Origin of the sequence: Proteus sp. G2674 (assembly GCF_009915195.1) — a bacterium.
Lineage (GTDB): Bacteria > Pseudomonadota > Gammaproteobacteria > Enterobacterales > Enterobacteriaceae > Proteus > Proteus mirabilis.
This window is the reverse complement of sequence record NZ_JAABLS010000040.1, coordinates 122,608-147,635: the sequence shown is the minus strand read 5'-3', so window position 1 is coordinate 147,635 and position 25,028 is coordinate 122,608. Positions and strand designations below refer to the sequence as shown.

Annotated in this window: 26 protein-coding genes; 16 read left to right on the top strand and 10 right to left on the bottom strand. The window is 40.6% G+C overall.

Going from position 1 to position 25,028, the window contains the following annotated elements; genetic code table 11:
* Positions 1-4: 4 nt before the first annotated feature.
* Genes GWI58_RS16415 through trmL form a run of 3 tightly spaced genes read left to right on the top strand, consistent with a single transcriptional unit; the run spans position 5 to position 2,714 of the window.
* Entirely contained in the window at positions 5-1,171 is a 1,167-nt protein-coding gene (locus GWI58_RS16415) for a nucleotide sugar dehydrogenase (protein WP_004249909.1), read from the top strand.
* A 25-nt stretch (positions 1,172-1,196) separates the two neighbouring features.
* Positions 1,197-2,207 carry an NAD-dependent epimerase gene (locus GWI58_RS16410; RefSeq protein WP_161769386.1) on the top strand — a complete coding sequence of 337 codons (1,011 nt, stop codon included), beginning with the start codon at positions 1,197-1,199 and terminating at the stop codon, positions 2,205-2,207.
* A 3-nt stretch (positions 2,208-2,210) separates the two neighbouring features.
* Positions 2,211-2,714, top strand: coding sequence for a tRNA (uridine(34)/cytosine(34)/5-carboxymethylaminomethyluridine(34)-2'-O)-methyltransferase TrmL (trmL, locus tag GWI58_RS16405; RefSeq protein ID WP_004246449.1), 504 nt, complete (start codon positions 2,211-2,213; stop codon positions 2,712-2,714).
* 129 nt (positions 2,715-2,843) lie between these two features.
* Here trmL and GWI58_RS16400 read toward each other — a convergent pair whose 3' ends face one another.
* The 5 genes from GWI58_RS16400 to GWI58_RS16380 all read right to left on the bottom strand — a co-directional run bounded on the left by GWI58_RS16400 (position 2,844) and on the right by GWI58_RS16380 (position 6,328).
* Complete coding sequence (locus GWI58_RS16400) at positions 2,844-3,398, bottom strand: serine acetyltransferase (RefSeq protein ID WP_161769385.1); 555 nt, start codon at positions 3,396-3,398, stop codon at positions 2,844-2,846.
* Between the two features lie 2 nt (positions 3,399-3,400).
* Entirely contained in the window at positions 3,401-4,222 is an 822-nt protein-coding gene (cysE, locus tag GWI58_RS16395) for a serine O-acetyltransferase (RefSeq protein ID WP_060557217.1), read from the bottom strand.
* Positions 4,223-4,330: 108 nt separating this feature from the next.
* Positions 4,331-5,347 (bottom strand): NAD(P)H-dependent glycerol-3-phosphate dehydrogenase, encoded by a 1,017-nt coding sequence (gene gpsA / locus GWI58_RS16390; RefSeq protein ID WP_161769384.1) that lies wholly within the window; start codon positions 5,345-5,347, stop codon positions 4,331-4,333.
* On the bottom strand, positions 5,347-5,820 hold the full coding sequence (gene secB, locus GWI58_RS16385; protein WP_004246454.1) for a protein-export chaperone SecB: 474 nt from the start codon (positions 5,818-5,820) through the stop codon (positions 5,347-5,349). The genes gpsA and secB overlap by 1 nt, the downstream gene beginning before the upstream one ends.
* 70 nt (positions 5,821-5,890) lie before the next feature.
* Positions 5,891-6,328: a rhodanese-like domain-containing protein gene (locus GWI58_RS16380; RefSeq protein WP_004246455.1), complete on the bottom strand. Its 438-nt coding sequence runs from the start codon at positions 6,326-6,328 to the stop codon at positions 5,891-5,893.
* A 3-nt stretch (positions 6,329-6,331) separates the two neighbouring features.
* On the opposite strand from GWI58_RS16380, the gene GWI58_RS16375 reads away from it, so the two are divergent.
* From GWI58_RS16375 to GWI58_RS16360, 4 genes are all read left to right on the top strand, one after another.
* The gene (locus tag GWI58_RS16375; protein WP_071531011.1) at positions 6,332-6,619 is read left to right on the top strand and encodes a hypothetical protein; all 288 of its coding nucleotides are present in this window, start codon (positions 6,332-6,334) and stop codon (positions 6,617-6,619) included.
* Positions 6,620-6,684: 65 nt separating this feature from the next.
* On the top strand, positions 6,685-8,016 hold the full coding sequence (gene rimO / locus GWI58_RS16370) for a 30S ribosomal protein S12 methylthiotransferase RimO (protein WP_060555065.1): 1,332 nt from the start codon (positions 6,685-6,687) through the stop codon (positions 8,014-8,016).
* 219 nt (positions 8,017-8,235) lie between these two features.
* Positions 8,236-9,528, top strand: a complete 1,293-nt coding sequence (gene envC / locus GWI58_RS16365) for a murein hydrolase activator EnvC (protein WP_094959847.1) — start codon at positions 8,236-8,238, stop codon at positions 9,526-9,528.
* 2 nt (positions 9,529-9,530) lie between these two features.
* Positions 9,531-10,499 (top strand): divergent polysaccharide deacetylase family protein, encoded by a 969-nt coding sequence (locus GWI58_RS16360; RefSeq protein WP_017628699.1) that lies wholly within the window; start codon positions 9,531-9,533, stop codon positions 10,497-10,499.
* Positions 10,500-10,586: 87 nt separating this feature from the next.
* Here the strand turns inward: GWI58_RS16360 and tdh are convergent, their stop codons facing one another.
* Both tdh and GWI58_RS16350 read right to left on the bottom strand, forming a co-directional pair.
* Positions 10,587-11,612, bottom strand: coding sequence for an L-threonine 3-dehydrogenase (gene tdh, locus GWI58_RS16355; RefSeq protein WP_161769383.1), 1,026 nt, complete (start codon positions 11,610-11,612; stop codon positions 10,587-10,589).
* Positions 11,613-11,621: 9 nt separating this feature from the next.
* Positions 11,622-12,821 (bottom strand): glycine C-acetyltransferase, encoded by a 1,200-nt coding sequence (locus GWI58_RS16350; RefSeq protein WP_161769382.1) that lies wholly within the window; start codon positions 12,819-12,821, stop codon positions 11,622-11,624.
* 267 nt (positions 12,822-13,088) lie between these two features.
* Here GWI58_RS16350 and rfaD point away from each other — a divergent pair, with 267 nt between their 5' ends.
* The 3 genes from rfaD to rfaC are packed head-to-tail and all read left to right on the top strand — an operon-like array spanning position 13,089 to position 16,045.
* Positions 13,089-14,027, top strand: a complete 939-nt coding sequence (rfaD, locus tag GWI58_RS16345; protein WP_004246462.1) for an ADP-glyceromanno-heptose 6-epimerase — start codon at positions 13,089-13,091, stop codon at positions 14,025-14,027.
* Positions 14,028-14,036: 9 nt separating this feature from the next.
* Positions 14,037-15,089 carry an ADP-heptose--LPS heptosyltransferase RfaF gene (gene rfaF / locus GWI58_RS16340; RefSeq protein WP_161769381.1) on the top strand — a complete coding sequence of 351 codons (1,053 nt, stop codon included), beginning with the start codon at positions 14,037-14,039 and terminating at the stop codon, positions 15,087-15,089.
* Positions 15,086-16,045 (top strand): lipopolysaccharide heptosyltransferase RfaC, encoded by a 960-nt coding sequence (gene rfaC / locus GWI58_RS16335; protein ID WP_161769380.1) that lies wholly within the window; start codon positions 15,086-15,088, stop codon positions 16,043-16,045. Before rfaF ends, rfaC begins: the two co-directional genes overlap by 4 nt.
* Before the next feature lie 16 nt (positions 16,046-16,061).
* On the opposite strand, the gene GWI58_RS16330 is transcribed toward rfaC, so the two are convergent.
* Positions 16,062-17,138 carry a glycosyltransferase family 9 protein gene (locus GWI58_RS16330; RefSeq protein ID WP_161769379.1) on the bottom strand — a complete coding sequence of 359 codons (1,077 nt, stop codon included), beginning with the start codon at positions 17,136-17,138 and terminating at the stop codon, positions 16,062-16,064.
* A 1-nt stretch (position 17,139) separates the two neighbouring features.
* The gene (locus GWI58_RS16325; RefSeq protein WP_152118406.1) at positions 17,140-18,102 is read right to left on the bottom strand and encodes a polysaccharide deacetylase family protein; all 963 of its coding nucleotides are present in this window, start codon (positions 18,100-18,102) and stop codon (positions 17,140-17,142) included.
* 159 nt (positions 18,103-18,261) lie between these two features.
* On the opposite strand from GWI58_RS16325, the gene rfaQ reads away from it, so the two are divergent.
* From rfaQ to coaD, 6 genes are all read left to right on the top strand, one after another.
* A complete protein-coding gene (rfaQ, locus tag GWI58_RS16320) occupies positions 18,262-19,329 on the top strand; it encodes a putative lipopolysaccharide heptosyltransferase III (protein ID WP_152118405.1) in 1,068 nt (355 codons plus the stop codon).
* The gene (locus tag GWI58_RS16315; protein ID WP_004249747.1) at positions 19,329-20,462 is read left to right on the top strand and encodes a glycosyltransferase family 4 protein; all 1,134 of its coding nucleotides are present in this window, start codon (positions 19,329-19,331) and stop codon (positions 20,460-20,462) included. The genes rfaQ and GWI58_RS16315 overlap by 1 nt, the downstream gene beginning before the upstream one ends.
* On the top strand, positions 20,459-21,562 hold the full coding sequence (locus tag GWI58_RS16310; RefSeq protein ID WP_094959975.1) for a glycosyltransferase: 1,104 nt from the start codon (positions 20,459-20,461) through the stop codon (positions 21,560-21,562). Before GWI58_RS16315 ends, GWI58_RS16310 begins: the two co-directional genes overlap by 4 nt.
* Positions 21,563-21,643: 81 nt before the next feature.
* On the top strand, positions 21,644-22,921 hold the full coding sequence (gene waaA, locus GWI58_RS16305; RefSeq protein ID WP_161769378.1) for a lipid IV(A) 3-deoxy-D-manno-octulosonic acid transferase: 1,278 nt from the start codon (positions 21,644-21,646) through the stop codon (positions 22,919-22,921).
* Positions 22,921-23,700 carry a glycosyltransferase family 2 protein gene (locus GWI58_RS16300; protein ID WP_161769377.1) on the top strand — a complete coding sequence of 260 codons (780 nt, stop codon included), beginning with the start codon at positions 22,921-22,923 and terminating at the stop codon, positions 23,698-23,700. The genes waaA and GWI58_RS16300 overlap by 1 nt, the downstream gene beginning before the upstream one ends.
* Positions 23,690-24,175 (top strand): pantetheine-phosphate adenylyltransferase, encoded by a 486-nt coding sequence (gene coaD, locus GWI58_RS16295; RefSeq protein ID WP_004246474.1) that lies wholly within the window; start codon positions 23,690-23,692, stop codon positions 24,173-24,175. Before GWI58_RS16300 ends, coaD begins: the two co-directional genes overlap by 11 nt.
* Here coaD and mutM read toward each other — a convergent pair.
* Entirely contained in the window at positions 24,172-24,996 is an 825-nt protein-coding gene (mutM, locus tag GWI58_RS16290; RefSeq protein WP_004249937.1) for a bifunctional DNA-formamidopyrimidine glycosylase/DNA-(apurinic or apyrimidinic site) lyase, read from the bottom strand. The genes coaD and mutM overlap by 4 nt on opposite strands.
* Between the last annotated feature and the right edge of the window lie 32 nt (positions 24,997-25,028).

Here is a 25,028-nt window from a genome sequence, read left to right as displayed (position 1 = left end):
AAAAATGAAAATCACCATCTCAGGTACCGGCTATGTCGGTCTATCTAACGGGATACTCCTTTCCCAGCACAACAAAGTTGTTGCATTAGATATCAATAAAGAAAAAGTCGAACTATTAAACAAAAAAATCTCTCCTATCTCTGATAAAGAAATTGAAGAGTTTTTAGCTACTAAAGAGCTCGACTTTACAGCAACTTTAGATAAAGAATTCGCTTATAAAGATGCTGAATTTGTTATCATAGCCACTCCTACCGATTATGATCCTAAAACTAACTACTTTAACACCTCTTCTGTCGAGTCGGTTATTCGTGATGTTTTAGAATATAATCCAAACACCACTATGATTATAAAATCAACCATTCCGGTTGGTTTTACTAAACAGATGAGAGAAAAATATCATACCGATAATATTATCTTCTCTCCTGAGTTCTTACGTGAAGGCCGCGCCCTTTACGATAATCTCTACCCATCTCGTATTGTGATTGGTGAGCAATCTGCAAGAGCAGAGAAATTTGCTGAGCTTTTACAACAAGGGGCATTAAAAAAAGATATTGATGTTCTTTTTACTGATTCTACAGAAGCAGAAGCAATCAAACTATTTGCTAATACTTATCTCGCACTGCGTGTTGCTTATTTTAATGAACTCGATAGCTACGCCCAAGCTTACAATTTAAATGCAAGACAAATTATTGAAGGTGTTTGTTTAGATCCGCGTATTGGTAATCACTATAACAACCCCTCATTCGGTTATGGCGGTTACTGCTTACCAAAAGATACTAAACAATTGTTAGCCAACTACGAATCAGTACCTAATAATATCATTGGTGCCATTGTTGAAGCTAACCGCACTCGTAAAGACTTTATTGCTGATTCCATTATCGCTAAATCACCGAAGATTGTTGGTGTTTACCGTTTAATTATGAAATCAGGCTCTGATAATTTCCGCTCATCTTCAATCCAAGGCATTATGAAGCGTATTAAAGCAAAAGGCATTGAAGTGGTAATTTATGAGCCAGAAATGAAAGAAGAGACTTTCTTTAACTCAAAATTAATTCATAATTTAGATGAGTTTAAAGCAATGTCTGATGTCATTATTACCAATAGAATGGCTTCAGCACTAAACGATGTTGAAGAAAAAGTTTATACTCGAGACCTCTTTGGTAACGATTAATTAATAGAAACGGATTAATTACGTAATGAAATATTTAGTCACAGGTGCTGCTGGATTTATTGGTTTTCATCTAATAAAAAAACTGATCCAGCAGGGTGAAACCGTTGTTGGTATTGATAACCTTAATGATTATTATGATGTTGCTTTAAAAGAAGCTAGACTTAATCTTTTAAATCAACTGGATAATTTCTCTTTTTCTTTTATTGATTTAGCTGATAGAGAAAAAATTACTCAATTATTTGAGGCTGAGAAATTTGATAGGGTTATTCATTTAGCTGCACAAGCTGGTGTTAGATATTCACTAATTAATCCGTTTTCTTATGCTGATAGTAATTTAACTGGTTTTCTAACTATTTTAGAAGGTTGCCGACACAATAACGTTAAGCATCTTGTTTATGCATCATCAAGTTCAGTCTATGGCTTAAATGATGAATTGCCATTTTCTCCTCATGATCAGGCTAATCATCCTGTTTCTTTATATGCAGCCACTAAAAAAGCTAATGAATTAATGGCGCATAGCTATTCTCATTTATATGGTATTCCGACTACTGGATTACGTTTTTTCACAGTCTATGGCCCTTGGGGACGCCCCGATATGGCATTATTTAAATTTACTAAAGCCATTATTAACAATCAGCCTATAGATATTTATAACCATGGTGAAATGAAACGTGATTTCACTTATGTTGAAGATATTGTAGAAGGTGTTACACGTATTGCTGATGTGATCCCTACAACCCAGCAAGATTGGAAAGTAAGTACAGGTACCCCGGCAGATAGTTCTGCACCCTATAAGGTTTATAATATTGGTAATGGATCTCCGGTAAATTTAATGGATTATATTAGTGCGTTAGAAATACATTTAGGTAAAAAAGCAGATAAAAATATGTTACCAATGCAACCCGGTGATGTGTACACCACATGGGCAGATACTGAGGATTTATTTAAAGCAACTGGCTATAAACCTCAAACAAGTGTTGATGAAGGTGTAAAACAGTTTGTTGATTGGTATAAAAACTATTATCAAGTAAAATAAATAATGCTCAATATCGTCTTATTTGAACCCGAAATTCCACCGAATACGGGTAATATTATCCGCCTGTGTGCAAATACAGGCTTTCATCTTCATTTGATCCAACCATTGGGTTTTACTTGGGATGATAAACGGCTACGCCGTGCAGGACTTGATTATCGTGAGTTTGCTGATATCAAACAACACCACGATTATTATGCTTTTTTAGAAAGTGAAGGATTAAGCCCTGATAATGCCCAATCGCCAACAGGGGCTAGGTTATTCGCATTAACCACTAAAGGCACACCCGCCCATAGTAATGTAAGTTATCAAGATGGGGATTATCTGCTATTTGGCCCTGAGACACGAGGTTTACCACCTTATGTGTTGGATAATATGCCAACACAACAAAAAATCCGTGTGCCAATGTTAGCGGATAGCCGCAGTATGAATCTTTCTAATACGGTTGCCGTGGTTGTTTTTGAGGCATGGCGCCAATTGGGCTACCCTGGTGCGTTATTAAGAGATTGATTTAGTGGTTAGTTTGGTTAATTAAAGTTATTTTAATTCATACTCATTACTTGATTTTATCTTTATTTATAAACTAAAAAAGGTGCTAATATTTATTCAGCACCTTTTTTATAAACCTTTGTTCAAGCATTATACCTGCTTGATATCCGCAATCACTTTCGTGATATACCGACACCCTTCCCCCACATCCTTTAATACTAATGCATGGGCGCCAATAATCGCATTATCACCAATATTAATCTCACCACCAATAATGGATGAATTACAGCCAATATAAACATGGTTTCCTACTTGGATATTGGCTTTTCCCCCTTTCTCTTTTACGCCAATAGTCACCCCTTGCATAATAGTGACATATTCCCCCAGTTGGCAGTAATTAGTCAGTACAATGCCAATCGGGTGTGGTAAAGAAAGGCCTTTACCAATACGCGTTTTTAACGAGATATCATTACAGTATTTACGGTTATTGCTAGCACCGATCCGAAGACCTAATTTATGTAAAAAGCGATGGGGAGAGAAATAAAAATACTGTGCTATCCGCCACCAAAATAGGTAACGGGAACGCTGACAGAAGAATACCCGATGAAATAATCTTAACCAACTAAAGGGTTTTTTATCACCAATATATTCAGCCTGTAAGCAATCTTTTAGTTCAGCAAGGGTAACCTTAGCTTGAGCTTGCATAGTTAAATACCATCACCACACTCAAAGCCGGGTACAACACCATTAAAGTGCTGATCCATATCAAATGACGGTTTTTCACTATCAGGACGACCGACAATGCGGGCAGGCACCCCCGCCACTGTAGTATGAGCCGGTACTTCATGTAATACTACCGAGCCAGCACCAATTTTGGCACCACGACCAATCTCGATATTACCAAGAATTTTAGCTCCCGCACCAATCATTACCCCTTCACGCACTTTCGGGTGACGATCGCCCCCTGTTTTACCTGTTCCCCCTAAGGTCACCGATTGTAAAATGGAGACATCATTTTCAACCACCGCCGTTTCACCAATCACAATACCTGTCGCATGGTCGAGCATAATACCATGTCCAATACGTGCCGCCGGGTGAATATCCACCCCAAAGGTGACTGATATTTGGTTTTGTAGATAAATGGCTAGCGCTTGGCGATTTTGTTGCCATAACCAATGAGCAATACGGTAGGCTTGTAGTGCATGAAAGCCTTTTAAATAGAGCAGTGGGGTAGAATATTTATCCACCGCCGGATCACGTAGGCGTACCGCGGAGAGATCACAAGCAGCCGACTCAATCATTGAGCTATCGTGACGATAAGCCTCTTCAACAATTTCGCGTACTGCAATGGCTGGCATAGTCTGAGTTGCCAGCTTATTGGCCAGCATATAGCTTAATGCACTACCTAAATTTTCGTGTTTGAGAAGTGTCGCATGAAAGAAACTGGCTAAAATTGGCTCACAATCTGCCAATGCTCGCGCTTCGCTTTTAATATGATCCCAGACTCTTGTTAGTTCTTCTAGCGACATACTCACTCTCATTTTTTACACGAAAGCCTAAGTAAATACTTAGGCTTTGAATTTTCAAACAAATGGATAGTTAAAACAGATACCCTAAGAATATTATTTAAAATAAACTTACAATAGGCTGCTGTCTATCTCATCTTTGGTTGCTCGCCCTAATAAAGCCAATGCAGCCTCTTTTACATCTTTATGTTGATATAAAATCTGGTAGATTTGTTCGGTGATTGGCATTTCTACACCCACTTGTTCGGCTAATGCGCGAACTTCTTTGGTGTTACGATAACCTTCAACTACCTGCCCGATTTTCTCTTGGGCTGTATCAACATCAAAACCTTGACCTAGCATCATACCAAAGCGACGATTACGTGATTGGTTGTCAGTACAGGTTAAAACTAAATCACCCAAACCAGCCATGCCCATAAAAGTTGCCGCATCTGCACCTAAGGCTTTACCTAACCGACTCATTTCGGCCAGACCACGGGTAATAAGTGCAGTACGCGCATTAGCGCCAAACCCCATACCATCAGACATACCCGCACCAATAGCAATCACATTTTTAACAGCGCCACCCAGTTGCACACCGATAAAATCAGGGTTTTTATAGACTCGAAAGCTTTTACCACAATGAAATAGCTGTTGTAACTGTTCTAAAAAGAGATTGTCTGTCGAGGCCACTGCAATCGCGGTGGGTAAACCCGCGGCAAGCTCTTTAGCAAAGGTAGGACCAGATAACACTGCGAGCGGGATTTCATTACCTAATACTTCACGGGCAACATCTTGTAATAAGCGACCAGTATGTGCTTCAAGACCTTTTGTCGCCCAAACAACACGTGCATCCTGACGTAAAAAGGGTTTGATTTGTTGCAGTACTTCACCAAACACATGGCTTGGGATCACCACGAGAATATTACGGCTCGCTTCAATCGCTTTTTGCAAAGAAGCTTCCACATATAAACTATCAGGAAAGGAAACATCGGGCAGAAAGGCTTGATTACAGCGCGCTTGTTCTAATGCCGCAACGTGATTAGGATCATGTCCCCACAGCACAACATCATGGCCATTACGCGCTAAGGTAATCGCTAAAGCGGTGCCGTATGAACCGGCACCGATAACTGTCATAGAAGCGTTCATTAAGCTTCTTCAACTCCTGAGTTTGCTGCATCCTGTTGCTGTTGTTGCTGTAAATAGTTCATAAACAACGCATCAAAGTTAACAGGTGCTAAGTTTAATTGTGGGAAAGTACCACGACCTACTAAGTTGGTGATACATTCACGTGCATAAGGAAATAGTACGTTCGGGCAGTATGCACCTAAGCAATGTGCTAATTGTGTACCTTCGATACCTTCAACAGTAAAGATACCTGCTTGTTGTACTTCACACAGGAAAGCGGTTTCTTCTTCCATTGTTGCCGTAACAGTGACACGTAAGATAACTTCATATACATTTTCAGCTAGCGTATTAGAAGAAGTATCTAAATCTAATTTAACTTCTGGTTGCCACTCTTTTTGGAAAACTTGTGGGGCATTTGGCGCTTCGAAAGAGATATCTTTTGTGTAGATACGTTGAATTTGAAAAGTCATCTCTTGGTTTTGCTGTTCTGACATAATAATCTTACCTTTTTATATCCTTATTAAATTGAATAGCAGTAAGTATAGAACTCAATCTGCCCGCTCGTTACTTTTTACCTTTTGCCAGTGGCAAATTCTCACCACTCCAACCTGAAAGACCATCTTTTAAAATAAAGACTTTTTCAAAACCTAATTTGATAAGGCTTTCAGCAGGTTTTGCACCCTCAATACCTGATGGTGATACCACAATCACCGGCTGTGATTTATATTTCTCCAGCTCAGCAATATTGTTACTTTTGATCTCAGAAGGCGTTAAATTGATAGAATCGATGATGTGTCCTTTACGGAACTCATCACGGCTACGGATATCAACACAAACCGCATTCTCTTTGTTTATCAAAGAAATCGCTTCTGTACGGGAAATATTTTTCGTTTTAGAAAAAAGGCCTTTAAAGGTCAATACAATGACCGCCACCAGCAGCGCAATCCAGATAAAACTTAACAGGGTGTGCCGGCTAAAAAATTGCATTACTTCTTGCAGCATAGGATGCAATCACTCTCGTTAGTTAAAAATAGTATTAAAGAGCCAAAGTATACCTTTGTCATGGCGCAATTACAGCCTATTCCTTCGTTTCTCTTTCAGTTTTTGCGGAAAGTTTCTCAACAATCATTTTTTTTATTGACGGATTTATGTACCATTAGCGCCGAAAAATCCTGTAAAACAGCGTTTAAAAGAGTCTCTCTTTTCACTTTACCGGATCTCTCTTCAGGTAAGCTATTAAGAAATCAGCATTCATCATCAAAGCCTGTGACAAAAATAGTCACTCGTACGTAGAATTTCACACCTGTCTGAGATACAACCACTATTTGTTATTTATTAAAAGTATTGAGAACACGAGCATGTCGCAAACAAATCAAGTGCCTAAAATTGGATTCGTTTCTTTAGGTTGTCCTAAAAATTTAGTGGACTCTGAACGTATCCTCACCGAACTGCGTACAGAAGGTTATCAAGTTGTTCCTACCTATGATGATGCTGATTTAGTCATCGTCAATACCTGTGGCTTTATTGATAGCGCAGTACAAGAATCTCTTGAAGCCATTGGCGAAGCACTCGATGAAAACGGTAAAGTTATCGTCACCGGTTGTTTAGGTGCCAAAGAAAATCAAATCCGTGAAGTTCACCCAAAAGTGCTGGAAATCACCGGCCCTCATAGTTATGAACAAGTGTTATCACATATTCATCACTATGTTCCCAAACCTTCCCATAACCCATTTACCAGCTTGGTTCCCGAGCAGGGCGTTAAATTAACCCCTCGTCATTACGCTTATCTAAAAATTTCTGAAGGTTGTAATCACCGTTGTACTTTTTGCATTATTCCTTCAATGCGAGGTGATTTAGACAGTCGCCCAATTGGTGAAGTGTTAAATGAAGCGAAAAGATTAGTCAATGCTGGGGTGAAAGAGTTACTGGTTATCTCACAAGATACTTCCGCTTATGGGGTTGATACCAAACATCAAACCGGTTTTTGGGATGGTATGCCCGTTAAAACCAGTATGGTAAGTTTATGTGAACAACTGGCAAAATTGGGGATTTGGGTACGTTTACATTATGTTTACCCTTATCCACATGTGGATGAGGTTATTCCATTAATGGCAGAAGGCAAAATTTTGCCTTATTTAGATATTCCGCTACAACACGCTAGCCCGAAAGTGCTGAAATTAATGAAGCGTCCAGGCTCTGTTGAGCGTACTTTAGAGCGTGTAAAACGTTGGCGAGAAATTTGTCCTGAATTAACGTTACGTTCAACCTTTATTGTTGGTTTCCCGGGAGAAACAGAAGAAGATTTCCAAATGCTATTGGATTTCTTGACCGAAGCTCGTTTAGATCGCGTGGGTTGTTTTAAATATAGCCCCGTTGAAGGTGCGAAAGCGAATGAATTACCTGATCAAGTTCCTGAAGAGGTAAAAGAAGAGCGTTACCATCGTTTTATGCAACTACAGCAACAAATTTCCACCGAGCGTCTGCAAGAGAAAATAGGTAAAGTTTTATCGGTTATCATTGATGAAGTGGATGAAGAAGGTGCTATCGGCCGTAGTATGGCGGATGCACCGGAAATTGATGGTGCAGTGTACCTTAATGAGCAGTTTGATGTCGAGCCAGGACAGATTGTACGTGTGCTGATTGAGCATGCCGATGAATATGATCTGTGGGGTACCATCGTCGAACAATAACTTATCCTGTGTACAGCGTGATAGCTATTCTATTGCGCTGTTACACATTGTGCTGCTTTTTTCCTCTTTCCGACTATTATTGCTTTATTATCATCTCTGAGTTCATTAGATTAACTGTTAGGTATTATCTGAAATTACGACTTTATTTCCTGTTAACTGGTCAGTTGATTAGCGACATGAAATAATCTTATAAACTGTTATTAAAGGTACTTTGGTCAGATGGCAGAGAAAAAGGATCTTCAGAACACAACACACCGTACTTACCGTGTATTTTCTTTACCGTTAATCACGCTACTGATTAGCACATCTCTGTTTTCTGCAACCAGCGCTTTTGCCAATACATTAACGGATAATCGTAGTCAGTTAAAAGATCTGCAAACCACCATTGCTGAAAAAGAAAAGCGCGTTCAAGAGCAACAAAAACAGCGTACTGCTTTACTTGGGCAACTCAAATCACAAGAAACGCAAATCGCTAATGCCAGCCGCTCTGTGCATGAGACGCAAAACCGCTTACAAACCTTAGCTAAAGAGATCAAAACCATCACCGCAAATATTGCTCGATTGCAAAAGCAATATAACGAGCAGCAAGCACTGTTAGCACGCCAACTCGATGCGGCTTACCGACAAGGGAAACATCAAGGTATTGAGTTACTGTTTCGCGGTGAAGAAGGTCAGCGAGAAGAGCGGATCTTAGCCTATTACAGTTATATAAATGAAGCGCGTAAACAGTCAATGGAGCAATTGGCGCAAACTTCTAAAGAGCTACAGGCAGAAAAAGACACCCAACAAGCGAAACAGAACGAGCAAAAGCAGGTACTCACCAAACAGCAACAAGAGAAACAAAAACTGGATAATGCGCTAGCTGCACGTCAAAAAACATTAACGCAACTAGAATCAACCTTAAAAGAAGATCAACGCAATTTAGCCACCATGCGTGCTAATGAAACACGCTTAAGAAATAAAATTGCTCAAGCAGAGCGTGAAGCCAAAGCGCGAGCAGAGCGTGAAGCACGGGAAGCTGCTCGTATTGCCGCCAAGCAACGTGAAGCGCAACAGCGTGGTTCGACCTATAAACCCACCGCCGAAGAACGCTCTTTAATGTCCCGTACGGGCGGATTGGGTAAACCTGCAGGTCAGGCTATTTGGCCTATTAGAGGCAGTTTATTACACCGCTTTGGTGAGTCTATTTCAGGCTCAGGTGAATTACGTTGGAAAGGAATTGTGATCCCCGCGGCACAAGGCACTGAAGTAAAAGCGATTGCGGATGGTCGGGTGCTGTTAGCCGACTGGCTACAAGGTTATGGTTTAGTGGTCGTCGTCGAGCACGGTAAAGGGGATATGAGCCTTTATGGTTATAACCAAAGTGCGTTAGTCAATGTTGGTCAGCAAGTCAAAGCTGGACAACCTATCGCCTTGGTAGGAAACAGTGGTGGACAAGAGCGTTCAGCGCTCTATTTTGAAATTAGACGCCAAGGAAAAGCAGTCAACCCAGTTCCTTGGCTTGGGAGGTAGTTTTGCATTTACTTGGCACATTACAACGAAATATCGCGCTAACACTTAGTTTAATGTTGCTAAGTTTCCTATTCAGTGCACCTGCTTTTTCGGCAAAATTGGCTATTGTTATTGATGATTTTGGTTATCGAAAAAAAGAAGATAACCAAATCTTACAACTGCCAACAGCCGTTTCTATTGCCATATTACCCAACTCACCCCATGGTAAAGAGATGGCGACAAAAGCCCATGCCCAAGGACGAGAAATTCTTATTCATATGCCAATGGCACCTATTAGCAAACAGCCATTAGAAAAAGATACCTTAAAGCCTTCCATGGATCAGGCTGAAATTAATCGTATTATTCAAAATGCAATTAATCGTGTGCCTTATGCTGTGGGTATGAATAATCATATGGGGAGTGCGATGACATCGGATAGGCAAGCGATGGATAGAGTGATCAAAGCCCTTAATCATTCTGATCTCTATTTTCTTGATAGTGTCACTATTGGCAATACGCAAGCGGCCACGGCAGCCAAAGCGGCTGGCGTTCCTTCTTTACGCCGGCATGTATTTTTAGATAATGTGCAAACAGAAGCAGAAACCCGACAACAGCTTAATCGTGCTATTAATTTAGCGCGTAAAAATGGCTTTGCCATTGCCATTGGTCACCCCCACCCTTCAACCGTAAGGGCATTACAACAGCAGTTACCACTACTACCTGCCGATATTCAGCTAGTCGCACCCAGTGGTTTGTTAACCCCTTCACCAGACAGCCCAATGGTGCAAGAGCCACCCGCTGTTATACCGCCAACAGAGCAATCTAAAGAGCCAAAACCTGCCACATGGTTAAAGCCAGCGCAACAAGCCATTATTTCGATGAAAAAAAGTACCTTGATTAATACATTATCAAAAGGATTTGATTCATCAGAAAAAAAGAAAATACCCGACCAGTCTGATCCTAACGAAATAGATAAAGATAAAATAGAGTAATAGCGCAATAAAAAAGCGCCTATATCCTATATAAGGTAAGGCGCTGTAATACTTCTATTAATCGTTTATTATCACAACAATATACTATTACTGCCAATCTAAAATTACTTTGCCCGATTGACCTGAACGCATAATATCAAAGCCTTTTTGGAATTCATCGATAGGAAATTGATGAGTAATAACCGGTGAGAGATCAAGACCCGACTGGATCAGCGCCGCCATCTTATACCATGTTTCAAACATCTCACGACCATAAATACCTTTAATAAATAATCCTTTAAAAATTACTTGCCCCCAATCAATAGCCATATCTGAGGGAGGAATACCCAGTAAAGCAATACGACCACCATGATTCATCGTACTAAGCATGGTACGAAAAGCCGGTGGCGCACCGGACATTTCTAATCCAACATCAAAGCCTTCGGTCATACCTAATTCTTTCATCACATCTGTTAGATTTTCTTTGCTAACATTGACTGCACGGGTGACACCCATTTTTTTAGCCAGATCAAGGCGGTATTCATTAACATCGGTGATCACCACATGGCGAGCCCCCACATGTTTACAGATTGCAGCCGCCATAATACCAATGGGTCCCGCACCTGAAACCAGTACATCTTCCCCCACTAAATCAAAAGATAACGCTGTGTGTACTGCGTTACCAAAGGGATCAAAAATAGCCGCCAGTTCATCCGGAATATTGTCAGGAATTTTAAATGCATTAAAAGCGGGAATAACCAGATATTCAGCAAAACAACCAGGACGATTTACGCCAACACCAATGGTATTACGGCATAAGTGTGTACGCCCACCACGGCAATTACGACAATGACCGCAAGTAATATGCCCTTCCCCCGAGACGCGATCACCAATATTAAAACCTTTAACCTCTTGGCCAATAGCAACAATCTCACCAATATATTCATGGCCAACCACCATGGGAACCGGTATGGTTTTTTGTGACCATTCATCCCAGTTATAAATATGAACATCTGTACCACAAATGGCAGTTTTACGGATCTTGATCATCACATCGTTATGACCAAGCTCAGGTACGGGTACATCGGTCATCCAGATCCCGGGTTGTGCTTTTAATTTTGACAATGCTTTCATATTAGAACCTTATGCAATCACATTAAGTTGCTTACCGATTTTAATAAATGCAGCAACAGCACGTTCAATTTGTTCTGGGGTGTGTGCCGCTGACATTTGTGTACGAATACGTGCTTGTCCTTGTGGTACTACTGGGTAGAAAAAGCCGGTGACATAAATACCTTCATCAAGTAAACGTGCTGCAAATTGTTGCGCTAATTTGGCATCTCCTAACATCACAGGAATAATCGCATGATCAGCACCCGCTAAAGTAAAACCTGCTGCCGTCATTTTTTCACGAAAAAGTGCTGCGTTACGCCATAAACGAGCGCGCAGTTCATCCCCTGATTTCAGCATATTTAAAACTGCAATAGAGGCGCTAACAATTGCAGGGGCTAAAGAATTTGAGAATAGATAAGGACGAGAGCGTTGACGTAACCACTCCACCACTTCTTTACGAGCTGCGGTATAACCACCCGATGCACCACCTAAAGCTTTACCTAATGTTCCTGTGATGATATCGACACGATCTAATACATCACAATACTCATGAGTACCGCGCCCTTGTGAGCCGACAAAACCCACCGCATGCGAGTCATCGACCATCACTAATGCGCCATATTCGTCAGCCAAATCACAGATACTTTTTAGATCAGCAATCACCCCATCCATAGAGAACACCCCATCGGTGGCAATCATAATATGGCGGGCATTATCTGCTTTGGCCTGTTCAAGTTGGGCACGTAACGCCACCATATCGTTATTGGCATAGCGATAACGCTTGGCTTTACATAAACGAACACCATCAATAATCGATGCGTGATTTAACGCATCAGAAATAATCGCATCTTCAGATCCCATCAGTGTTTCAAATAACCCACCATTGGCATCAAAACAAGAGGAGTACAAAATGGCATCTTCCATACCCAAAAATTCAGCGATGTTCTTTTCTAATGTTTTATGTAGATCTTGCGTTCCGCAGATAAAACGTACCGACGCCATACCAAAACCGTGGCTATCCATTCCCGCTTTCGCCGCTGCAATTAGTTGTGGGTGGTTAGCTAAACCTAAGTAGTTATTGGCACAAAAGTTAATAACATGACTACCATCAGCAACCGCAATATCGGCACTTTGCGAAGAAGTGATGATCCGCTCATTTTTAAATAAGCCATCTTGACGTGTTTGTTCGAGTTGTTGATTAATTTGTTTATAGAAAGAGTGAGTAGACATGCTTTCTCCTAAGGCAGAGACGAAAAGAGATAAGAGCTAGAGTTGACTATAATATAATCATTATTGTTTCTTATTTTATGCTTTTGTTCGATTAAAAACGACAAATGTAAATAAATAATGTTATTTATGTAATTAAGATCACTAATCATCACTGCGATTTTCAAGAATTTCAGTCTACTCTTCTATGATGAATGCTACCGTTCACGCTGTTCAGTGTTATTATAGTTGCAGAGCTAATTTTTAGATTTTATATAAAGGGGTAGCCATATGATTATCGTCACTGGCGGTGCAGGTTTTATCGGCAGCAATATTGTTAAAGCATTAAATGATGAAGGTTATACCGATATTTTAGTGGTTGATAACCTAAAAGATGGCACAAAATTTGTGAACCTTGTCGATCTTAATATCGCTGACTATATGGATAAAGAAGACTTTATTGCCAGTATTGTAGCCGGTGATGATTTTGGTGATATTGATGCCGTATTCCATGAAGGGGCATGCTCTTCTACTACCGAATGGGATGGCAAATATATGATGGATAATAACTATCAATATTCTAAAGAGTTACTGCATTATTGCCTCGATCGCCAAATTCCTTTCTTATATGCCTCTTCTGCTGCCACTTATGGTGGCCGTACTGATCATTTTATTGAAGAAAGAAAATATGAAGCCCCACTTAATGTGTATGGCTACTCTAAATTCTTGTTTGATGAATATGTGCGCCAAATTTTGCCTGAAGCACAATCTATGGTGTGTGGTTTCCGTTATTTTAATGTGTATGGCCCCCGTGAAGGACATAAAGGCAGTATGGCCAGTGTCGCCTTCCATTTAAATACACAAGTCAATGACGGGCAAAATCCCAAATTATTTGAAGGTAGTGAAACCTTCCAACGTGACTTTATTTATGTGGGGGATGTGGCTGCGGTTAATTTATGGTTCTGGCGCAACAATGTCTCCGGTATTTATAATTGTGGTACCGGCCGCGCAGAATCGTTCCAAGCCGTGGCTGATGCAGTTATTGCTTATCATAACGATAAAGAGCTTTCTGTGGAGCATATTGAATTCCCTGAGAAACTCAAAGGTCGTTATCAAGCCTTTACACAAGCTGATCTGACAAATTTACGCAAAGCAGGCTACAGCGCCCCTTTTAAAACGGTCGCAGAAGGTGTTGCTCTTTATATGCAATGGTTAAATCAGGATAAGTAATCGCGGTTTATGAAAATTTTTGTGGTAGGGCCTTCTTGGGTTGGGGATATGATGATGTCCCAAAGCCTATATCGTACATTAAAAGCGTTACATCCTGCGGCAACTATTGATGTGATGGCACCCGCTTGGTGTCGTCCATTATTAGAGAAAATGCCCGAGGTCGATAATGCCATTGCTATGCCTTTAGGTCACGGTGCCTTAGCAATTGGTGAGCGTCGCCGCTTAGGTAAACAACTAAAAGCCAAAGGTTATACTCATGCTTATGTTTTACCTAACTCATTTAAATCTGCTTTAGTGCCTTTCTTTGCCGCTATTCCTAAACGTACTGGCTGGCGAGGAGAAATGCGTTATGGATTATTAAATGATTTACGCCCATTGGATAAAGCTGCATTTCCATTAATGGTAGAGCGTTATGTCGCGCTAGCTTACGATAAACAGCAGGTACATTCAGCCGCTGATTTACCAAAGCCGTTATTATGGCCAAAACTGGCTGTCTCTGACAAAGATATCACTACCACACTTAAGCACTTTTCATTATCTACACAGCGTCCTGCTATCGGTTTTTGTCCGGGGGCGGAATTTGGTCCTGCTAAACGCTGGCCTCATTACCACTACGCGACATTGGCACAGAAACTTATTAGCGAATATGGCTATCAGATTTTCTTATTCGGTTCACAAAAAGATAAGCCTGCAGGGGAAGAGATCAAACACGCCTTAACCCCCGATGCCCAAGCTGCTTGTATTAATCTGGCCGGTGAGACTTCTCTTGAGCAAGCCGTTAACCTCATTGCCGCTTGTAAAGCCGTGGTCAGTAACGATTCTGGCTTAATGCATGTCGCCGCAGCATTAGAGCGTCCATTAGTTGCACTTTATGGCCCAAGTAGTCCCGACTTTACCCCCCCGTTATCCGATAAAGCCCGTGTTATTCGTTTAATTACTGGCTATCACAAAGTGCGTAAAGGCGATACTGAACAAGGTTATCACCAAAGCTTAATCGACATTCAACCGGAACAAGTCTTTAGCGAACTCGAGCAATTACTCGCTACGGAGCCATCGCTATGAAGCGGGTACTGATTGTTAAAACCTCTTCCATGGGGGATGTACTGCATACCCTACCGGCATTAACTGATGCAAGAGCAGCATATCCTGAGATCTGTTTTGATTGGGCCGTTGAAGAGGGTTTTGCACAAATTCCAAGCTGGCACCCAGCTGTTGATACCGTTATTCCTGTAGCAATACGCCGTTGGCGTAAAAACTGGTTTAGTGCGCCTATTTGCGCTGAACGTGCACAATTTCGTCACGCGATACAAGCACATCATTATGATGCGGTGATTGATGCCCAAGGTTTACTAAAAAGCGCTTTTTTAGTTACACGCTATGCGAAAGGCACTAAGCACGGCTATTCTCGTCAAAGTGCTAGAGAGCCTTTAGCGAGTTTTTTCTATGATATTCGCCACAATGTCAGTAAAAAAATGCATGCGGTAGAGCGTATCCGCCAGCTATTTGCCCTCAGCCTTAATTACCCACTTCCCACCACTCAAGGGGACTATGGTATAGCACAGCATTTTCTCTCATCACCCGCTATTGATAAACGCCCTTATTTAGTCTTCTTACACGCCACTACCCGTGATGAGAAACATTGGCCCGAAGCCCATTGGCGAGAGTTAATTGCATTACTGGCGGATTCAGATTTGCGTATCAAACTACCTTGGGGCGCAGAGCATGAACATCAGCGAGCAATACGCCTTGCTCAAGGTTTTGACTATGTTGATGTATTACCCAAAATGTCGCTCGCAGAAGTAGCTCAAGTGATTGCTGGAGCGCAAAGTGTCGTTTCTGTCGATACCGGATTAAGCCATTTAACCGCAGCCTTAGATAAGCCGAATATTACCCTTTTTGGCCCTACCGATCCGGGATTAATCGGCGGTTATGGTAAGGCACAAAGGTCGTTAAAAGCAGCAGGTGGGGATATTGGGGAGATCACGCCTCAAAAGGTTTTTAATATACTTAAGATTTAACCCAATACCCTAAAAGTTATTTATCTTTTAGGGTGTTATTTACTGCGGTTAGAACCTCATCAACAGTAATCAAATCCATCGAAAGTGCTCTATTTTCATCTTGTTGCGGGATCTTATGGATAATAGTATGAATATCGAGATCTTGATAAGGTCCTGTCCACTTTGGATTTGCGGTTACAAATAAACTTACTGTAGGTACTTGTAATGCTATTGCCAAATGTAGCGGGCCCGTGTCTCCCGTAACTAATACCGCCATGGTTTTTATTTGACTTAACAGATCAGGTAGTGAGGTTTTACCTACCAGATTTTCTATATTTTGATGATATCTTTCAGGTAATAAAGCAAAAAACGCTTCTGGCAATTCCAGCTCTCTCGATGAACCTATTAGCTTTATTTGTAATAATGGCGCACTATCAATTAATTTTTTCGCTAATTCCACAAAAGATCCAACAGGCCATCTACGCTCTTGTGTTGATGCTCCCATCTGAAAACCAACAATGCTATTGTTACTTTGAGCTAATGGTTCTATTTTACAAGGGAGCTCCATTCTAGTATCAGAACTATCAATTCCTAAATAACGAATAATATTTAATTTGCTTTGGATCACATGATATTGAGAGGGTTGGTGTTCAGCAATAATCCATTTTCGGAACCACTCAGGAATAACATGAAAAGTATTGCGTAAAATATATTGGCAACCTGCCATCACGGCAAATAATACGTCATAAGGGAGGTGGGAATGTAAAATAATCGCTAACTCAGGTTTATACTTTTTAGCTTGTAAAGCCACCGGTAACAAGTTTCTGATCTTATTATCCCAATACACCACACTATCTATTTGCTCATAGTTTTCCACCAACAGCTTATTTTTCACACTAGAAACCAGTGTGATATGTGCATCAGGATAATGTGCACGAATTGCTCTGATTGCTGGGGTATTAAACATAAAATCCCCCAACGCTGTGGTTGAAAAAATAACAATACTATTAAATTTGATATCAGATGAAAATGTTGCCGTTTTTTTCATCTTACCAAAGAGTGGGTTATAGAGATTTAGAAAGTAGTGCACCCATTTTAATTTCTTTAACTTCATCTTATTTTGCCTGCACTTTATTTTGATAATACTCAGCCAATGTCATTCCCTGTACTTTATCTTGTAAGAAATTAAATAGTGTTTCTAAATCATGATATAAGCCATCAATATCTTGTTCTGTTCTAAAAGTAGGGCTTCCACCAGGCATAAACTCAGAAGAGTGCAACATAAATTCAATATGAGAGTGACCTTGGGCTAAAGATTTTTGTGCCACTTCAATCATCTGTTGTGCATTTCCCCCTTTAGGGCGTAACCAATTAACTGAAGGTGAACGTTGTTTACCTCTTAACTTATCGTACCCTTGCTTAATTTTATTCATAAAAGGGGAATGTTTATATTGAATACTCATTGGCACTTCAAGTAACGTTGAATTCCCTGCTTTGCTGATATCATTAACATCCATAAAGTACGCATGGCTTGGGAAATTACTGTAATCTGTACCGCCGGATTGTGCCGGATCACCTTTAGTAAAACGCCAATCGACTTTGGGTGTGACTGAGCAATCCACTTGATAACCAAATTCAATCAGTAACTGCGCATAAGTTTCATTAAATGCCCAACGCCCAGCACGGTGACTTAACATTTTTGTTTGTAGTTTATTTTCCAGTAAGTCAGTCATAAAGGCAATTTTGTCGCGCATTTGCGATTTGGGGTATTCAATTAAATAAGGCTGATAATGGAGATCATTGTCCGTTAACGCAACAATTGGGGGACTATTCCATGCATGAAGGTGCATACCAATTTCCCCAGTGTTACGGGCTATCACATCTTGTGCAAACTCAATATAGGCTTCATCTATTGCCATTTCATAGTTGGTTAGCCAAACGGGTTTAAATTGAAAACGTTCGCAAAGTTGCTGAAAACGGGGTAAAAAATGCGTATTTTGCGTAGTAATGTTATGCTCATTTTCCCAAAGATTATCGCCTTCGGTATCTAATGTGATAATAAATGCTGGTTTTTTCATGCATTCCCCGTCAACTTATGGATTATAGGCTCATAATTGTATCAATTGACTTATGTTACGCAGTAGAAAACGTCAATTCAAATAATATAAACAAGGTATGGTAGATGCATTCTACGGATTTGTTTACAATTAAAGTATCTCATTGAAGCTAAAGTAATTATGAATAATATAAATCAATCATTTAACAGAATACTGGTTATTAAACTTCAACATCATGGAGATATGTTATTAACGACACCTGTTATTAATTCGTTAAAATCAGCTTATCCTAATGCAAAGATTGATGTTTTATTATACAAAGAAACATTACCGATGCTTGAACATAATCCATTAATAAATCATATTTTTTATCTTGACCGAAATTGGAAATATCAAGGTAAGTTCACACGATTAAAAAAAGAGTGGCAACTAGGGAAAATCTTACAAAAACAGCAATATGACTTAGTGGTGAATTTAGCTGACCAATGGAAAGCCGCTATTTTCGCCTTAGTGACCAAAGCCCCAGTGCGCCTAGGGTTTGAATTTGAAAAACGGCAAAATAGTAAGTTTTGGCAAAAATGTCATAACATTATTGTCCCTACTGCTGAGCATGGACAATTACACACTGTAGAGCAAAATCTTTCTATTCTAGCCCCTCTTAATGTACCAATTATTTCTGATGTTACCATGGCATATAGCCACCAAGATAAACAATGGTTAGAAGAGACAATTAAAAAGCATCATATCCCTAAAAACTATATTGTTATTCAACCAACCTCTCGTTGGTTTTTTAAATGTTGGGATGAAGATAAAATGGCTACATTAATTACTCAGCTTCAGCAAGATAATTACTCAATTGTGTTAACATCAGGGCCAGAAGCGAAAGAGCTTGAGATGATAGAAAATATTTTAGCTCAGTGTCCTGATAAAACATCAATTAATGTATTAGCAGGAAAAACATCACTCTCTCAGCTTGCGGCATTAATTGATCATGCTGCTCTTTTTATTGGTGTTGATTCTGTAGCTATGCATATGGCGGCTGCATTAAAAACACCGCTAATCGCACTCTTTGGCTCATCAAAATTAGAGCATTGGCATCCTTGGCAAGCCATTGGAGAAACTATTTGGGCAGGTAATTACGCTAAAATCCCCCACCCAGATCAAATAAAAACCGATACACAACAACGTTATCTTTCTGCTATTCCCGTTGATGCTGTATTTAATGCAGCAAAAAGGTACTTAAGCTAATGAACGCCCCTTTACGATTAGCCATTGTTAGACAAAAATACCGTCCAGATGGCGGTGCTGAGCGCTTTATCGCACGTGCACTTGATGCCTTATCTAGTGATGCACTAGAACTTAACGTCATTACTCGACAATGGCAGGGTGATACCCATCCTGATTGGCATATACATCTATGCAACCCCAAAAAATATGGTCGTATTAGTCGGGAGTCTGGTTTTGCTAAAGCGGCTAGAGCATGCTGGCAAGAAAACCACTTTGATATTGTACAAAGCCATGAGCGTATCGCGGGATGTGATATTTTTCGTGCAGGTGATGGCGTACATCGTCGTTGGTTATTACAACGACAGAAAATATTACCGCGTTGGAAAGGACGTTGGTTATTTTATGATAGATACCACCGTTATGTGATGAATGCAGAACAACAGATGTATGCTGATCCAGCGTTAAAGCAAGTCATTTGTAACTCACAGATGGTGAAAAAGGAAATTATTGCGGATTTTGGCCTCTCTGCCGATAAAATATCTGTTATTTATAATGCAATTGACCATAATGTTTTTGTACCAGCAACAAATTCTCAAAAACAGCGCTTAAAAACACAGTATAATATCCCTCAAGATAAGCCTTGTTTTATTTATGTAGGATCGGGATTTGAACGAAAAGGGTTAGCTGCAGCTATTTCAGCCATTGCCAATACATCGTCAATCTTACTTGTCGTAGGTAGTGATAAAAATCAGCCAAAATATGAACAACTTGCAACACAATTAGGCTGTAGACAGCGTATCTTCTTTTTGGGTATGCAAAAAAAGACGCTCGACTTTTATCAAATAGCCGATGCCTTATTACTACCAACGCTTTACGATCCGTTTCCCAATGTTATTCTTGAGGCGTTATCATGTGGTTTGCCTGTGATCACTTCAACCAGTTGTGGTGGGGCAGAATTTATTCAAAATGGTAAAAATGGGTTTGTTTGTGATGCGTTAGATATTCCTGCATTAACAGAGGCAATTGTGCAAATTCCAACAAACTCAGCATGGTCTGAAATGTCGCAAGTGGCGCGAGAAACTATCCTCCCCTATACACCGAAGCGATTATCAGACGAGCTTATTTCACTTTATAAACGGATATTAACTTTGTGAATCAACGACATATACTTTTTATTATTGATGGATTACCAGGTGGTGGCGCTGAAAATGTCACGCTCAGGCTGGCTAATGGTTTTCATCAGCAAGGATATCAAGTCACTCTTTTATCCTTACATAATAAATTGGCGTATGAATTACCTGATTTTATTGACTATATTGTTGATCATGATGAATACCGAGGTATCTTTAGAAAACTAACAGAGATATCTCGCAGAGCAAAATCTCTTGATAAGGTATTAACGCGACTTTTTGCACAAAAAGGTCGTCCTGCATTGGTACTTTCTAATTTACATAAGACAGACCGTATTGTTTGTCGAGCGAAACAACTAAGACATTGTAATGTTTGGTACTGTATTCATGGGATCTATTCACAATCTTATCTTGGTAATAAATCGGGTTTCTCTTATTGGTTAAAAAAGAAGAAAATTCAGCGAGTTTATAAAGATAAAAACCTTGTTTGTGTTTCTAATGCGGTAAAAGACGATTTAATACATGCTATTGGCGTCGATGCACAGCAATTAAAAACAATTTATAACCCATTTAATATTATGGAGATCCAACATAAAGCCTCACAACCTAACCCATTTGCAGGGAAAGCGTATATTTTGCATGTTGGGCGATTCCATGAAGTTAAACGACAAGATAGATTGATAAATGCTTTCGCTAAAGCCAATATACCTTGTCAACTTATTCTATTAGGGGAAGGTACTCCCGTTATTAAGCAACAATTACAGCAGCAAATTGCCCAACTCAATTTAAATGAAAAAGTCATATTAGCGGGTTTTATCGCTAATCCACTCCCTATCATTCAAGGTGCTAAAGTTGTTGCACTCAGCTCTGACAGTGAAGGATTACCAACCGTACTAATCGAAGCTCTTATCTGTGGAACGCCCATTGTAAGCACTCGTTGCCCTGGTGGCGTAAGTGAAATTATGACAGACGAACTGGCTAACTATCTTTCAGATATGGATGCAGACTCGCTCGCAGATAAACTACGTCTCGCTTATTACGCACCACCTCAAATATTGCCATCATCTTATGCAAAATTTGAAATAAACCATATTTTAAAGCAGTATATCGCTTTAATTCCGTAATACACGCCGACTTGTTTTACACACTTTCTCCTACACAGTGTGGTACTATAGGCTTTCGTCCAGATAAGTGAATTTGATAGCATGTTGTTGCGTTTATATCAGGTACTTCTTTACCTTATTCAACCTCTGATTTGGCTACGTCTTTTATTACGCAGCCGCAAAGCACCCGCCTATCGCAAACGGTGGGGTGAGCGCTATGGCTTTTGTCGAGGCAAAGTCGCGCCTCATGGCATTTTATTGCACTCCGTTTCAGTGGGTGAAACACTTGCCGCCGTACCTCTTGTTCGTGCATTACGCCACCATTATCCCGATTTACCTATTACCGTCACTACCATGACACCAACAGGCTCAGAGCGCGTACGCTCTGCATTTGGTGACGATGTGTACCATGTCTACCTTCCTTATGATTTACCCGGCTCAGTTAATCGTTTTCTTACAACGGTTGATCCGAAATTGGTGATCATCATGGAAACAGAGCTGTGGCCAAATCTTATCTCACAGCTTTATCGTCGCAAAATCCCATTGATTATTGCTAATGCTCGCTTATCAGAGCGCTCAGCGGCGGGTTATCAAAAACTAGGTAATTTTGTTAAAACTATGCTGAGAAAAATTACCTTAATTGCTGCCCAAAATCAGGAAGATGGCGAACGTTTTATTGCTTTAGGGCTAAAACGCTCACATCTGCATATTACCGGTAGCTTAAAGTTTGATATCTCGGTCACCCCTGAACTCGCTGCTAAAGCCGTGGCATTACGCCGCCAGTGGGCAGCACATCGCCCTGTCTGGATAGCCACCAGTACCCATGAAGGGGAAGAGGCGATTGTCTTAGATACCCATAAAAAATTACTGGCACAATTTCCTCAACTGTTGCTGATTTTAGTTCCCCGCCATCCAGAACGTTTTGCAAAAGCAGAGCAACTTACCCAAGAGGCCGGCTTTAAATATACCCTACGCAGTAGCGATGCTATTCCCGATGCACAAACCCAAGTGGTGATAGGCGATACTATGGGAGAGTTAATGTTGCTATATGGTATTGCTGATCTGGCCTTTGTTGGAGGCAGTTTAGTCGAGCGCGGTGGACATAACCCATTAGAAGCCGCAGCCCATGCCATTCCGGTATTAATGGGGCCTTATACTTTTAATTTTAAAAATATCTGTGCCAAGTTAGACCAAGCAGAAGGGCTAATTACCGTCACTGATAGTGACTCTATGGCGACGGCAATCGCCTCATTACTCAATGATGAAGATTATCGCCGCTATTATGGACACCATGCCGTTGAGGTACTTCATGAGAATCAAGGGGCGTTATTGCGCTTATTAACCTTACTCTCTCCTTATCTGCCACCACGGAGTCACTGATGAGTGAAAATAAACGCCTCTCGGTCGTGATGATCAGTAAAAACGTTGCGGATGTTATTGAAGCATGTTTAGACTCGGTACAATGGGCTGATGAAATTATTGTTTTAGACTCAGGGAGCGACGATGCAACTTGCCAATTGGCCCGTGAAAAAGGGGCTAAAGTATTTAGCAACACCCCATGGCCGGGGTTTGGTAAACAGCGACAATTAGCACAGCAATACGCCACAGGCGATTATATTTTTATGATTGATAGTGATGAGCGTATTACCCCTGAGTTAAAAGCCAGTATTCAAGCCGTGTTACAACAACCTGAACCGGGGGTGGTTTATAATTGTGCTCGCCGTAACCTGTTTATGGGCCGTTTTATGAAACATAGTGGTTGGTATCCCGATAAAGTAACCCGCCTTTATGCTCGTGAGCAGTATCAATATAACGATAATTTGGTTCATGAATCATTAGAAACCCAAGGTGCAACCATTAAAACTTTATCAGGGGATCTGCTGCATCTTACTTGTCGTGATTTAATCGAGTTCCAACAAAAACAGCTAAAATACGCTAAAGCATGGGCACAAGAGCGCAATCAGCAGGGTAAAACCACCCGTTATAGCGCCATTATTAGCCATACGCTGGGGGCGTTTTTTAAAACTTGGTTACTGAGAATGGGTATTTTAGATGGAAAACAGGGATTAATATTGGCATTTGTTAATGCACAGTATACCTTTAATAAATACGCCTCGTTATGGGAACTTAGCCGGAAAAACCGTGAATATGAAAAATAAAGCTATCTACCCTGGAACCTTTGATCCCATCACCTATGGGCATATTGATATTCTCACTCGTGCTGCGGGTATGTTTGACACGGTGTTATTAGCTATTGCTGCCAGTGCCCGTAAAAACCCTATGTTTAGTTTAGAAGAGCGTGTCGCTTTAGCAAAAGAAGTCACCCAACACCTGCCTAATGTGGAAGTTGTCGGCTTTTGTGAGCTAATGGCGAATTTTGCTAAAAAACAGCAAGCGACCATTTTGATCCGTGGCGTACGCTCGGTTTCTGATTTTGAGTATGAGTGGCAACTGGCGAATATGAACCGTCATTTTGCCCCAGATCTCGATAGTGTCTTTTTGTTGCCTTCACAAAATCTCTCTTTTGTTTCTTCTTCACTGATCAAAGATGTGGCACGTCATGACGGCGATGTATCGACTTTTTTACCTGAAGTGGTTGCTACAGCAATGCTACAAAAACTCGGTAAGCGTTAATCGGTTATTTCACCATGTTGGCAATGTCGGCAAAAGAAAGTGCTACGTTGCCCCTGCTTAATACTTTCAATAGTATGACCACAAATTAAGCACGCTTTATCTTTGCGCCCGTAGACAAATAGCTCTTGGGCAAAATAACCTGGTTTACCATCAGATTGTAGAAAATCTTTTAAGGTGGTTCCCCCTTGTTCTATCGAGCGAGTTAATACCGTTTTAATGGCATTAACCAATACGTCACACTCTTGCTCGGTTAAGCTACTGGCTTTTCTATCTGGCATGATCCCTGATGAAAAGAGTGCTTCGTTCGCATAAATATTGCCAACACCCACCACCAGTTTGTTATCCATTAGCCATGGTTTGATGGCGATTTTTTTATTTTTGCTCTGTTGATATAAATATTGCGCGTTAAATTGCGCCGAAAGCGGCTCTGGCCCTAGATGGGCTAATACGGAGCTGGTGGCTAAATCTTCACACCATAGCCATGCACCGAAACGACGCGGATCGGTATAGCGTAGTACTTTGCCATCACGAAACACTAAATCAATATGATCGTGTTTCTCTTCAGGCTGCTCTTCTGGCAATATACGTACACTGCCGGACATGCCTAAATGAACAATGATCCATCCTTGATTTAATTCAATTAACAGATATTTAGCGCGCCGTTTAACACTTAAAATCGGTTCATCCAGCAAGGTTTTGATTTTTTCAGAAACAGGCCAACGTAATTTACTGTTACGCACTATTGCGTAGTGCAAGATATTGCCCACTAGATGAGGCTCAATACCTCGGCGACTGGTTTCAACTTCTGGTAATTCTGGCACAAGTCACCCCATTATTGTCACTTGAGAAATAC